Genomic DNA, 12,731 nt, shown 5'->3' with positions numbered 1-12,731 from the left:
TTTACACGATTTCTGTTTCCTACTTATCTTTTTCACCTAAATTAATAGCACTTAAAAGGAAGCGCCTGTTGAAATACATCTCTTTTGGTTTCAAACGAAAATAAAATTGTTTTTTTCAACAATATATTTTACATTTGTGTCCACACACAATAAACAAATATTATATATTATGGAGCCTAAATTTATAATATCAGAAGTATTCAGTACCGCATGGAAGGGAACGAAGTCGCAGCTATGGATATTAGCCGGATTATTAATCGGATATTGTATCTTGTCTTTCACGCTGACAGCGTTCGCGATGCCCATGCAAAGTTCTATTATCGGTAAAATCATCGTAAACGTGATCAGCGCGTTATTCTCCATTATTTTCTCCTTAGGATATATGAAAAATATATTTCAGGCGTTGGATGGGGAAGAACCTCAGTTTTCCGCATATGGACAACAGACAAAGAATATCATCACCTACTTTCTAGCGAGTCTTATCACGGGATTTGTCGTATTGGCGGGTTTCTTATTTTTTATCATCCCCGGTATTTATCTGGCATTGCGCCTTCAGTTCTTCCAAGCCTTTATTATCGAGGAAAACGCCGGGATTATCGAGTCTTTGCATAAAAGCTGGGAGATAACGAAAGGACAAGTATTGCCTCTGTTCATTCTGGCGTTGGTTATGATCGGGATCTTGATATTAGGATGTATTTTGTTCGGTATCGGAATTTTCGTCGCCGTTCCTCTTATCTATATGATGTATGGCTACGTTTTCCGTAAATTGAACACTCCTCTTCAAATACTCGAATAAGCAGAGAGGACGAATACACACTACAATCTATACCATGAATAAAAATTACAGGATAAAAGATATCGCCGAATTATCCGGCGTATCAACCGGTACGGTAGACCGCATTTTACATGAGCGGGGAAAGGTATCGGAGGACGCACGGAAAAAGGTGGAGAAAGTCTTAAAAGAAATTGACTATCAACCAAATTTGATAGCCCGTTCTTTAGCGTTGAAGAAAAAATATCATTTCATCGCTTTGATCCCTTCTTTCCATGAAGGGGAATACTGGGCGAAACTAAGCCAAGGGATCGAGAAAGCGGAACGGGAATTGTTTAGCTATAATATAGATGTCGAGCAAATCTATTTTGACCAATACGATAGCAACAGTTTCGACGAATTAATCCCGAAGATTGAGACCGCGGATTGCCAAGGGGTTATCATCGCTACATTATTCAAGCAAAGTGTCTTGACCTTGACCCAGCGGCTAGACCTGAAAGGTATTCCTTATATATTAATCGATTCTTTTATCGACCACACGAATTGTATCTCTTACTACGGAACGCATTCATATGATTCGGGGTATATAGCGGGACGCCTTTTATTCGAGCAAATCCGTGAAGAGGACGATCTAGTGATTTTCCGTTTCACCCGTAAGGGGGATTCATGTTCTACGCAAGTGCAGAAGCGAGAGGAAGGATTCCGGGATTATCTCGCCAATACCTCATTCAAGGGAAAGATTCATTTGCTGCATGTGCACGCGGATGACCGAGAAGAGAATACGAGACTACTGAATACTTTCTTCGACAAATATCCTCAAGTAAGAATCGGTATCATCTTTAATTCGAGGGCCCATTTCCTTGGAGATTATCTAAGTAGCGAACGGCCGGACTATCCTTTCAAGCTTCTTGGCTACGATGTGATAGAACCGAACGTCCGTTATCTGGAAAACGGCTTGATCACGCATTTGATCGCCCAGCGACCGGAGGTACAAGGATATCATTGTATCAAGGCACTTTTCAGGTATTTGATCCTTAAGGAGAAAATTGAGCCTGTCAATTATATGCCGATCGATATCTTGGTAAAGGAAAATATACAATACTACAATAATTATATCTGATGAACTCCTTATTTAGCGTAAAAGAGAAAGTGATTTTGTTGACCGGAGGCTATGGTATATTAGGAGCCTGCATGGCCAAACACTTGGCGAGAGAAGGCGCGTATGTCGTAATCCTCGGACGAAACGAGCAAAAAGGATCTGCCTTGGTCAATGAGATTAAAGCGGAAGGGGGCGAGGCCTTATTCTTGGTTTCAAACGTACTGGATAAAGCCTTGCTGGAGCAAAACAAGCAAGAGATATTGAAAGCATATGGGAAGATTGATGTTTTAGTCAATTTGGCGGGTGGCAACCAAGCCGGAGCGACGATTCCTCCCGACAAGACGATCTTTGATCTGGATATCGATGCTTTCCGGACGGTCGTGGACCTGAACTTATTCGGGACCGTACTGCCGACAATGGTCTTCGCCGAGGTCATGGTGGGGCAAGGGAAAGGAAGCATTATTAATATCTCGTCCGAATCGTCCCTACGCCCATTGACTCGTGTGGTTGGCTATGGATGTGCGAAAGCCGCTATCAACAATTTCACGCAATACATGGCCGGGGAGCTGGCGATTAAATTCGGAGAGGGCCTGCGAGTGAACGCCATGGCACCGGGATTCTTCCTTACCGAGCAGAACCGGGCATTGATGAGCAATCCGGATGGATCACCTAGTGATCGTTGCAACACGATCGTCGCGCACACGCCGTTCCGCCGCTTAGGAAAACCGGAGGAGTTACTCGGTACTTTACAATGGCTGGCGAGCGACGCCTCCGCATTCGTAACCGGTACCGTGATCCCCATAGACGGAGGTTTCGACGCTTTCTCCATCTAAATAATGTGCCAATGTGCCAACCAGCCATGCATCAAACCGCATTGGTATATTGGCACATTGATAAATTTAAAAATTATTCATTATGTATCTATGTGAGCAAACTTGGCGTTGGTACGGACCGAATGATCCTGTCAGCCTTTGGGACATCCGTCAGGCGGGTGCCACCGGTATCGTAAATGCGTTGCACCATATCCCGAACGGGGAAGTTTGGACTACGGAAGAGATTCAAAAGCGGAAAGCCTTGATCGAATCCGCCGGATTACGGTGGAGTGTGGTTGAGAGTGTGCCCGTACACGAGCATATCAAGACGCAAACCGGGGATTTTCAAACCTATATAGAGAACTACAAACAAAGCATCCGTAATCTGGGAGCTTGCGATATCCGGGTAGTTACTTACAACTTCATGCCGGTATTGGACTGGACTCGTACCGATTTGGCTTATACGATGCCGGATGGTTCCAAAGCCTTGCGCTTTGAACATGCGGCTTTTATGGCGTTCGACTTATTTATATTGAAACGACCGGCGGCGGAAGTCGAATATACGGAGGCGGACAAGGCGAAAGCCAAGGCACGCTATGACGCTATGAGCGAGGAAGACCGCCAGCTGTTGGTTCGCAATATGATCGCCGGACTACCCGGCTCGGAAGAGACTTTTACGATCGAGCAGTTCAGGGAAGCGTTAGACCGTTATAAAGATATCGACGCGGAGAGACTTCGCTCGAACCTGATCTATTTCTTACGGGAAATGGCTCCCGTGGCGGACGAGGCCGGTGTCAAGCTCGTTATCCATCCGGATGATCCCCCCTATTCCATTCTCGGGCTTCCCCGTATCTTGAGCACGGAAGATGATTTCCGGAAGTTAATAGAGGCCGTGCCGAATCCTAGCAACGGGCTTTGCCTATGCACAGGTTCTTTCGGTGTCAGAAGTGATAACGACTTGGCCGGGATCATGGAACGTTACGGGGATCGGATCGATTTCGTTCATTTCCGCAGCACGCAACGAGACTCGGAGGGTAATTTCTTCGAGGCGAACCATCTGGAGGGCGATGTGGATATGTACGGTGTCATGAAAGCCTTACTGGAATTGCAGCAACGCCGCCAATGCTCCATCGCCATGCGACCGGATCATGGACATCAAATGATAGACGACCTAAAGAAGAAAACCAACCCGGGCTACTCCTGCATCGGACGTTTACGGGGTCTGGCCGAGCTACGGGGATTGGAGATGGGTATCGCCTTATCCCTGTTCAAAGGACATTAAAAAGACAGCGTCTTACAGTTAGCACAGTACTGTGTACGAAGTACCGCAGTACTGTGGCTAAAGTACTACAGTACTCTGTACGAAGTATTGCGGTACTCAGCACGTAAGTACTGGAATACTTCGTACAGAGTACTGCCCTATTTATAGCACAAGGCTACCTCGCCCCTATGGGGGAACATCACAAACCGAACAACCGGGGAATCAATAAACTTAAATCCGGCAAGAAGGCCACCAAGAACAAGACGATAACCATCGCCGCGAACATCGGCAGCAACGGACGGATCACCTGATCGATCTTTGTCCCCGCTACGCTACATCCGATAAACAATACCGAACCCACCGGTGGCGTACACAATCCCACACAAAGGTTCAATACCATCATGATCCCGAAATGTACCGGGTCCATCCCCAATTGCCCCGTCGCTATCGGCAGGAAGATCGGGGTAAAGATCAAGACAGCGGGCGTCATGTCCATAAAGATCCCGACAATCAATAGGATCACGTTGATAAGTATCAAGATGACCACCGGATTGTCGCTTATACTTAGCAAAGCGGCACTTACCGTCTGAGGAATATTCTCATAACTCATGATCCAAGATAAACCCGTACAGGTCGCCACCAAAAGAAGGACGATAGCCGTAGTCTTGGCCGATCGCAATAACACTTGCGGCAATTTAGCCCAAGTAAGTTCTTTATAGATAAAAGAGAGGATTAACGCATACAGTACAGCGATCGCCGAAGCCTCGGTAGCCGTAAACAATCCCGCCAAGATTCCTCCGATCACGATCACCAATAGCATCAAACTAGGGATCGCCCTGAAAAATACCCTTGTCGCCTCCGAGAACGGAACACGTACGCCAACCGGATACCCCTTTCGTGCGGCAAACATAGCGGCTACGATCATGATCGCCACTCCCGTAAGAATTCCCGGTAGATAACCAGCCATAAACAAGGCGGATACAGAGACTCCACCACTCGCCAAGGAGTAAACGATCAAGACATTACTCGGAGGTATCGTCATGCCGGTAGTGGCGGAAGAGATATTTACGGCGGCACTGAAATTCGGATCGTAACCGGCCTTTTTCATCTCCGGTGTCATAATACTCCCGATAGCAGAGGCAGCGGCGGCGGCAGAGCCACTGATCGCCCCGAATAACATATTCGCCACGACATTGACCACCGCCAGTCCTCCGGGTAACCGTCCGACCAGCACTTTAGCGAAATCGATCAAGCGCAAGGCGATACCTCCGCTATTCATGATATTCCCCGCCAATATAAAAAACGGGATCGCCAACAGAGCGAAACTGTCCAGACCCGAAGCCATACGCATCGCATAAGTCGTAAGGGCGGGAAGCGAGTCTATATTCACGAGCATCGTCAATATACCCGCCACGCCGATGCTATACGCTACCGGAACCCCGACCACCAGCAGGAAAAAGAAACTTATCACTAATACGAGTATACCTATAATATCCATATCATCAGTCTTTTAAGAATTAGAGGAACGAAATAAGGTGATTGCGTTATCTATCGCATAATAAGCGGTAAGCAATCCCCCTAGCGGCAATGCCAAATACACATATCCTAAATTAATCTCTAAGGAAGCCGAAGTAACTCCCAAATGAAAACGAGTGTATACCAGCCAAGCCCCTCCTACGATCAATACAAATACAGCGAATAAAAATACGATCAAGAAGATAAACAATCGCAAGAGCTTTCTGCGGGAAGGACGCATATGTTGAAGCAATAAATCGATCGCTAGATGCTCATTTTTACCGGATACATAAGCGGCCCCCAACAATCCCACCCAGATCAATAAATATCCGGCCAATTCATCCGTCACGGAACTCGGGGAAACCAGAATATACCGGCTTAATACCTGCCATAGCACATCCACGACCAAGAAAGCCATCAAGAAAATCAACGATAGCTCCAATCCTTTATCAATTATCTTTCTCATGGGTATTCTGCATTTGATCTATTAAATCATGAAAAACCGGATCATTCTTAAACCGCTCGATCATCGGGGCGGCGGCATCCATAAACGGCTGCTTATCCGGGTAAATAATCTCTACGCCATGCGCTTCCATCTCCTCTAGCGATTGCTTCTCTTGCTCCGCCCAAAGTTTCCGTTGATAAATAGCGGCGGCGTCAGCGGCCTGTCGCAGCCAATTACGTTCTTGTTCCGTCAGCTTCTGCCAAGTAGCCAAGCTAATGATGATCACGTCCGGACACATCGTGTGCTCATTGACTGAATAGTATTTTACCACCTCATGATGGAACGCTGTTGTCACGGAAGGCGTATTATTCTCGGCTCCATCCACGACATTACTTTGTAAGGCCGTATACAATTCACCCCAATCCACGGGAGTAGCCGAACCACCGAATGTCTTCATCATCTCCACGGCTATCGGGCTCTTTTGCACACGGATCTTCAGTCCTTTCAGATCCTCGGGAGTACGAATCTGCTTGTTTACCGTATAAAAGCTACGGGCCCCCGAGTCAAAATAAGCGAGTCCCCTAAACCAATAAGGTTCCGTTGATCCCAATATCTGTTTACCTACCGAACCATCCAACACCTCGAAAAACTGCTCACGGGAACGGAATAGATAAGGTATGCCAAATACCTTAAACGGATCGGCAAATCCTTCCAACGCGGCGGAGGAAACTTTCGTGATATCGAGACTTCCTATTTGAAGCAACTCTATACATTGATTTTCGGACCCCAATTGAGCGGAAGAATAAATATCCATGCTCATCTTTCCTCCGGACAACTCTTTCAGACGCTCGTTCATATAGAGCAATCCTAAATGGACGGAATGGCTGGGGGGCAATCCGTGTGCCAGTTTCAGCACCCTTACTTCCTTTACCCCTTCCTTACAGGAGAAGGAGAAAGATACGCACATCAGGAATAGCAGGGCGGTCTTTAGAACTTTCATATTAGAAATGTTAACAATTCGTTGTTTATCGACAAATATAAAGGAAATAATCGAATTGTGCACGTACACAGAAGAAAAAAGTGGCCGCTTTCTTCCTGCCTATATTCACATACGGAACAAGAAGAGCACGGCCTTGATTTAACCTATTTCTCTAATGTTATGATGAAACATCGAGACGGTCAAATGTAGAAACAATCAAAGTGACCGGTCTTATATCGACCGTGATCTTATTTCACGAAAGCGTGAAACTTATTCACGCCTTTTCTCTAACAGCCATTTACGGATCTCCTCTATATCTTCCTTGTCCGCTTCTATAGTGATTGAATATCGCCGGGGTTCGTCCGCTAAATACACCTCCCGCAAGAAATCATAGGCTAAGACTTCCGATATACGCAGTAACAAATCAACATCAATACTGCTTCGCTTAAATATCTTATAAATATTGGTACGTTCATAATGAAGCGCATGGGCAAAATCAGAAACCGAAAGTCCCCGCTCTTCCATTTTCTCTTTTATTAACGAACCGATATGTATCTCCTTTTGTTCTTTCATATACAAAAGCCGTTTTTAAGGTAATCTTATCTCATAAATAAACCCACATCTGAGAAAAGGTGTGTTACACTTTACCTTAAACCCGTCAAACTGCGGCACGACCAAATGCCTTGTACACAACAGAAATAAGGCAAAGGAACACACCAAATACAGGTGTATTCGCATTGTCTATTTCTCTGTGTACTTTAAATTGGTCGTTTTCAGTTTAGAGAAATACCAGCAAATACAATATCGTCATCCTCTCTGACCAAAGAGACAAACTAGTCCCCTCAATCATCGTATAATATCTCCATTTTACCTTTACAAAGGTAGGCAAATTCAACTATCAGAAAAAACACAAAGAATAAAAAGAAGTATAAACATATCGGAAATATAGGCCATTGAAAGAGGCTTTTTTATACTTTTGTGGTAAAACAATATCTAATGGCATCTAAAATACACAATGGAATACTCATTCTTACGCTAATTTTATTTGCGTCTTGCCGTACGCAAAAGCCTGCTCCACGCCCGGCCCCTCCCGAAACTGTGGATTTCCCTACGGCAAATATTCCTCTTCCCGTCGTGGATTTCAATTTCATGTTGCCGGAAGCTCCGGAGCTAGCGGTTTGTCATTCTCCTAGAAAAGATATCACGGAAGCCTTTACGCCCCGTGATAAAAGCCAGATAGCGATCAAGGACCCCAAGCTATTCGATGAGAATAACACGGAAATTATTGATTTATCCTTAATCCCCGCCGGGGAATACGCATTTCCCCTTCCTAATGGAAACGTGATCTCTCCTTACGGGGGAAGGAGAAGACATCATTCCGGAGTAGATATCAAAACTTGTGCCAACGATACGATCGTGTCTGCTTTCGATGGTATTGTCAGGATGGCGAAACCATTCGCCGCCTATGGCAACGTTATCGTTGTTCGCCATTATAATGGACTGGAAACGATCTATAGCCACAACTCCAAGAACTTGGTTAAACCCGGAGATCGTGTTCTCGCCGGACAACCGATCGCCTTAACCGGACGTACCGGCAGGGCTACTACCGAGCATTTACATTTTGAGACTCGTATAAACGGAGTTCATTTCAATCCGAATATCGTCTTCAACATGGCTAAAAGGAAATTACGTTCAAAATGTCTGGTTTGTACCCAGAAAGGTAATAACGTAATCGTCAAATCGGTTGATATATTACCCCATCAAAAGGCTGGTCCATACGTACCGCCACCTCCTTATAAATGGGTTTACAATGAATGAAAAAAGGCCTTACGGGCAATCCGTAAGACCTTTTTTCATTCCGTGGAGATGGAGAGATTCGAACTCTCGTCCAAACGAGGAATTAATTTGCTTTCTACATGTTTATCTTCGCCTTCATTGTCGGGGAAGAGCAAGACCGAAGCCACCCACTCATCCCTTATCCTCTAAAGTTTCGCCTGAGACCCGAGGCTTATCTCAAACTATCTCCGATATTGCTGCACCACCTGATCGGAACGCTTCGGAGCCACAGCATCCGGGTGATGTCACGTCCCCGCAACTTTTGCAGGGATTAAGCTTGAATCTACTATACTTCGATTAAGCAGCGAGAGCGTAATTATTTTCGCCAGTTAATTGTTCGTTGTCTGAGATTTAAGTGCAAGCCAACCACGCACTACATGCTTACAAACCACTTCTACCCGCTGTCAAAACCGGTCATCCCCATGGTTTTGTAATATTTCTTTTGGCAAAGATACATATAATTTCGAATTTAGCAAAGCCCCATAACTGATTCCTTCCGATTAGGATTATTTTAATGTAAACGAAGCAGTTTTCACCTCTTTACTATTTCCACCGATCATTACCTGAAACTCACCCGGCTCAGCGACATAATCTAAGGTTGAATCGTAGAATTTCAACATATCCACATCAATATCAAAGGTTACTTTCTTGCTTTCTCCCGCTTTTAACGCAACTCGCTTGAATCCTTTCAATTCTTGGACCGGAGGGGTTATGCTGCGTACGATATCACGTAAATAAAGCTGTACGATTTCCTCTCCATCCTGAGCCCCCGTATTGGTAACAATCACGGATGCTTGAATTTTTCCATTTGCATCCATAGAATTCATATTCAAAGATACATCGCCATACGTATAAGTCGCATAACTCAAACCGTAACCAAATGGATAAAGAGGCTCATTCAACACATCTATATAATTGGAGACATAACGAATGTACCAAGCATCGGGAGACATAGGACGTCCTGTCATCTTATGATTGTAATAGATCGGACATTGGCCTGTTACACGAGGAAAAGACATGGTTAACTTCCCCGTCGGAGAAACCTTTCCGGTCAAGACATCGGCAATAGCCGCTCCTGCTTCCGTACCACCGAACCATACGTTCAAGATCGCATTCACCTGCTTTTCCTCGGATTGTAATGCCAAAGGTCTTCCGGTAAAAAGTACCATTACGATCGGCTTTCCTGTCTTTTGGATAGCATCCAGTAATTTTTTCTGCGTTTGCGGCATTTCAAGGATGGCTCTACTAGCGCCTTCTCCACTCATATCTATCGATTCACCCAAAGCAGCGATAATCACATCAGCGCCTTCCGCCACTTTTAGGGCCTCGGCGATTAATTGTTCATCGCTTCTATCATCCCGGGTTGAACGATTTTGATCCGTAAAGTTTGCTTCATAGACGGAATCATCGACTAGATTGCTGCCTTTTGCAAAAACAACCTCTACTCCATTTCCCAAAGATTCCTGTAAATCCTCTACCAATCCATGATAAGATTTAGTCTGCTCATCATATTTCCACGATCCAGCCATATTCGCCTTGCTATCCGCTAAAGGACCGACCACAGCGACCTTACGACATCCTTTAAGTGGAAGCAGATTATTATCATTTTTAAGTAACACGAAAGACTCCGCCGCAATACGACGGGCCGCGGATACGTTATTTACCGACAAGAACTCTTTGGCGGCTCTTTTCGGATTACAATATTTATATGGATCATGGAACAATCCCAATTGGTATTTTGCGATTAGTATTCTCCGGCAAGCAGAGTCAATCTCAGCCTCTGTTATTTTCCCTTCTTCCAATGATTTCTTTAATACGGCATGATAACAGTCCGCTATCATATCCATATCGACACCCGCCTTTAGCGCCTTGACTCCGACTTCCTGACTATTACCTATTCCATGGTTTACCATCTCCGCTATTGCCGTAAAATCAGACACGACAAAGCCGTTAAATCCCCATTGTTTACGCAATACGTCATTAAGAAGCCAAGTATTTCCGGTCGCGGGGATACTTTCAAATTCGTTGAATGAAGTCATGATACTTCCTACTCCTGCTTCTACAGCAGCCTGATAAGGACGCATGTAATAATTCATGGCAGTCACACGGCTCATATCTACCGTATTATAATCCCGACCAGCCTCGGCCGCTCCATAAAGCGCATAATGCTTTACACATGCCATAAGAGTCGTATCAGCCGATAAATCATTGCCTTGATAACCACGCACCCATGCTTGAGCCATTATACCTCCAAGAAACGGATCCTCGCCCGCTCCTTCCTTTACTCGTCTCCACCGGGCATCATGATATATATCGACCATCGGGCTATATGTCCAACAGATACCATCAGCACCAACTTCCTTCGCGGAAATTCGAGCGACCTCTTCTATATTCTCCGGTTTCCAACTACACGAAAGACCTAGAGGAATGGGAAAAACGGTTTTATAACCATTACAAATATCAGCGCCAACAATTATAGGAATCCCCAACCGACTTTCTTTAACCGCGACTTCTTGTAACTGCCGGATCGCATCGACACCGAATATATTAAATATACCACCAACCTCTCCTCGTACAATACGACTGGCTATCTCACTCTTTTTAGGATTTGGCATTACGTTTCCATAACTAGGAAGATTCAATTGGCCAATTTTCTCATCAACGGTCATTCGACTCATCAGACCATTTATAAATTCATCCGCACTTTTCTGTTCAATCTCAGCTCTTGTGATTCTCTCACTTTTTTCTCTCGCTATCGAACAAACAGGCACTATACATGCCATTGAAATAAATAAAACTGAACTTTTAAGGAATTTCATAACTTAGCTTTTTTACTTCAAAAAAAGCCCGAATAACAGAAAACAGCAATAAACTCACTACTTCAAAGATACGATATGCTATAGAACACACTTTTCTACACTACGTTTTTACTACGTTTACCATCAATAATAAACTAGTAATAAATAAATTGCGCAATCGATTTAAGAATCTACTCCGCAAGTCTCCAGAAAAGATATCTGGAGTTCTATTCGATCAGACCGATCTCACGAAACCAATCTTCAGCCCGATCCGGCCATTCATTTACAGACGCTCCCGTATCTCGTAACCCATATCCATGGCCACCTTGACTATATAAATGCATCCATGCCGGAACACCAGCTTCCTTTAAGGCATAATAATAGAAAATACTACTGTTGATATAAGATTTATCATCTTCCGCTTGAATTAACATGGTTGGAGGTGTGGCAGATGAAACCTTTAACTCTGGTGCCAATTGGAAATTCTCTCCATCTAAATAAGCAGGATAAACCAATAAACAATAGTCCGGACGACAACTTACTTTATCCGTAGCATCAATAGCCGGATAAGTACGTTTCAAAAAATTATTGCTAACCATGGCAGCTAAATGGCCACCAGCCGAGAATCCCATCACACCGATTCGCTTTGGAGCTATATTCAAGTTCTCAGCGTTCGCTCGAACATAACCAATCGCACGCTGTACATCTTGCAAAGGAGCTTCGTGTTTTTCCAGTCCTTCCCGTCTTGGAACCCGGTATTTAAGTAAGACCGCAGTTATTCCAAGATTATTAAGCCATTCACAGACTTCATCACCTTCCAAATCATAAGCTAAAATATTGTAACCACCACCGGGACAGACAATCATAGCGGCACCCGAGGCCACTTCATCCGGAGCATGATATATAGTAATCGTTGGCTCACTCACATTCGTAATACGCAAAACACTCTCACCACCGGTTTTTCCACCATCCGTATCAGCTTTCTCTATTAATTTAATAGTTTCTCCCGGCGCCCCTTTTGGGAATAATAAAATCGGATTTTCTTGTGCCATAGACGTATTGATTAAACAAACCCCAATCAATAAAGGGAATATCCACTTCTTAACCATACAACACATTATTAAGTTATAGGGAGCGAATATATACATCTTATTTTATTTATCCAATCAGAATCGAATAAATAAAAACAGAAAAAGGAGTCACCCCTTACGGAC

At 44.4% G+C, this 12,731-nt stretch carries 11 protein-coding genes and 1 other RNA gene; 5 read left to right on the top strand and 7 right to left on the bottom strand.

Features of this window, described 5'->3' with window-relative positions:
* Positions 1-169 precede the first annotated feature (169 nt).
* The 4 genes from DWX84_RS13920 to uxuA all read left to right on the top strand — a co-directional run bounded on the left by DWX84_RS13920 (position 170) and on the right by uxuA (position 3,965).
* Complete coding sequence (locus tag DWX84_RS13920) at positions 170-796, top strand: hypothetical protein (protein WP_008780866.1); 627 nt, start codon at positions 170-172, stop codon at positions 794-796.
* 34 nt (positions 797-830) lie between these two features.
* Complete coding sequence (locus tag DWX84_RS13915) at positions 831-1,892, top strand: LacI family DNA-binding transcriptional regulator (RefSeq protein ID WP_048927711.1); 1,062 nt, start codon at positions 831-833, stop codon at positions 1,890-1,892.
* Complete coding sequence (locus DWX84_RS13910) at positions 1,892-2,704, top strand: SDR family oxidoreductase (RefSeq protein ID WP_005855387.1); 813 nt, start codon at positions 1,892-1,894, stop codon at positions 2,702-2,704. Before DWX84_RS13915 ends, DWX84_RS13910 begins: the two co-directional genes overlap by 1 nt.
* An 82-nt stretch (positions 2,705-2,786) precedes the next feature.
* A complete protein-coding gene (uxuA, locus tag DWX84_RS13905) occupies positions 2,787-3,965 on the top strand; it encodes a mannonate dehydratase (RefSeq protein ID WP_048927710.1) in 1,179 nt (392 codons plus the stop codon).
* A gap of 178 nt (positions 3,966-4,143) precedes the next feature.
* Here the strand turns inward: uxuA and DWX84_RS13900 are convergent, their stop codons facing one another.
* The 4 genes from DWX84_RS13900 to DWX84_RS13885 all read right to left on the bottom strand — a co-directional run bounded on the left by DWX84_RS13900 (position 4,144) and on the right by DWX84_RS13885 (position 7,456).
* On the bottom strand, positions 4,144-5,442 hold the full coding sequence (locus tag DWX84_RS13900) for a TRAP transporter large permease (protein WP_008780864.1): 1,299 nt from the start codon (positions 5,440-5,442) through the stop codon (positions 4,144-4,146).
* Between the two features lie 12 nt (positions 5,443-5,454).
* Positions 5,455-5,925, bottom strand: a complete 471-nt coding sequence (locus DWX84_RS13895) for a TRAP transporter small permease (RefSeq protein ID WP_048927709.1) — start codon at positions 5,923-5,925, stop codon at positions 5,455-5,457.
* Positions 5,909-6,904, bottom strand: coding sequence for a TRAP transporter substrate-binding protein (locus tag DWX84_RS13890; RefSeq protein WP_121961080.1), 996 nt, complete (start codon positions 6,902-6,904; stop codon positions 5,909-5,911). The genes DWX84_RS13895 and DWX84_RS13890 overlap by 17 nt, the downstream gene beginning before the upstream one ends.
* 249 nt (positions 6,905-7,153) lie before the next feature.
* On the bottom strand, positions 7,154-7,456 hold the full coding sequence (locus DWX84_RS13885) for a helix-turn-helix domain-containing protein (protein WP_005865121.1): 303 nt from the start codon (positions 7,454-7,456) through the stop codon (positions 7,154-7,156).
* Between the two features lie 423 nt (positions 7,457-7,879).
* Between DWX84_RS13885 and DWX84_RS13880 the strand changes: the two genes are divergently transcribed.
* Entirely contained in the window at positions 7,880-8,701 is an 822-nt protein-coding gene (locus DWX84_RS13880; protein WP_008771615.1) for a M23 family metallopeptidase, read from the top strand.
* A 40-nt stretch (positions 8,702-8,741) separates the two neighbouring features.
* Here the strand turns inward: DWX84_RS13880 and ssrA are convergent.
* The 3 genes from ssrA to DWX84_RS13865 form a co-directional block, all read right to left on the bottom strand.
* Positions 8,742-9,141: a transfer-messenger RNA gene (gene ssrA, locus DWX84_RS13875) on the bottom strand.
* An 84-nt stretch (positions 9,142-9,225) separates the two neighbouring features.
* A complete protein-coding gene (gene bglX / locus DWX84_RS13870) occupies positions 9,226-11,538 on the bottom strand; it encodes a beta-glucosidase BglX (protein WP_121961083.1) in 2,313 nt (770 codons plus the stop codon).
* Positions 11,539-11,744: 206 nt separating this feature from the next.
* On the bottom strand, positions 11,745-12,626 hold the full coding sequence (locus tag DWX84_RS13865; protein WP_121961086.1) for an alpha/beta hydrolase: 882 nt from the start codon (positions 12,624-12,626) through the stop codon (positions 11,745-11,747).
* Between the last annotated feature and the right edge of the window lie 105 nt (positions 12,627-12,731).

The organism is Parabacteroides sp. AF21-43 (genome assembly GCF_003635435.1).
Classification (GTDB): domain Bacteria; phylum Bacteroidota; class Bacteroidia; order Bacteroidales; family Tannerellaceae; genus Parabacteroides; species Parabacteroides distasonis.
The sequence above is the reverse complement of the archived record's forward strand: the minus strand, read 5'-3'. Positions and strand labels throughout refer to the sequence as shown.

Excerpts from the sequence above, each read along its gene's own strand:
- DWX84_RS13920 (WP_008780866.1), top strand. The coding sequence starts at position 170 with ATGGAGCCTAAATTTATAATATCAGAAGTATTCAGTACCGCATGGAAG.
- DWX84_RS13915 (WP_048927711.1), top strand. The coding sequence starts at position 831 with ATGAATAAAAATTACAGGATAAAAGATATCGCCGAATTATCCGGCGTA.
- DWX84_RS13910 (WP_005855387.1), top strand. The coding sequence starts at position 1,892 with ATGAACTCCTTATTTAGCGTAAAAGAGAAAGTGATTTTGTTGACCGGA.
- uxuA (WP_048927710.1), top strand. The coding sequence starts at position 2,787 with ATGTATCTATGTGAGCAAACTTGGCGTTGGTACGGACCGAATGATCCT.
- DWX84_RS13900 (WP_008780864.1), bottom strand. The coding sequence starts at position 5,442 with ATGGATATTATAGGTATACTCGTATTAGTGATAAGTTTCTTTTTCCTG.
- DWX84_RS13895 (WP_048927709.1), bottom strand. The coding sequence starts at position 5,925 with ATGAGAAAGATAATTGATAAAGGATTGGAGCTATCGTTGATTTTCTTG.
- DWX84_RS13890 (WP_121961080.1), bottom strand. The coding sequence starts at position 6,904 with ATGAAAGTTCTAAAGACCGCCCTGCTATTCCTGATGTGCGTATCTTTC.
- DWX84_RS13885 (WP_005865121.1), bottom strand. The coding sequence starts at position 7,456 with ATGAAAGAACAAAAGGAGATACATATCGGTTCGTTAATAAAAGAGAAA.
- DWX84_RS13880 (WP_008771615.1), top strand. The coding sequence starts at position 7,880 with ATGGCATCTAAAATACACAATGGAATACTCATTCTTACGCTAATTTTA.
- bglX (WP_121961083.1), bottom strand. The coding sequence starts at position 11,538 with ATGAAATTCCTTAAAAGTTCAGTTTTATTTATTTCAATGGCATGTATA.
- DWX84_RS13865 (WP_121961086.1), bottom strand. The coding sequence starts at position 12,626 with ATGGTTAAGAAGTGGATATTCCCTTTATTGATTGGGGTTTGTTTAATC.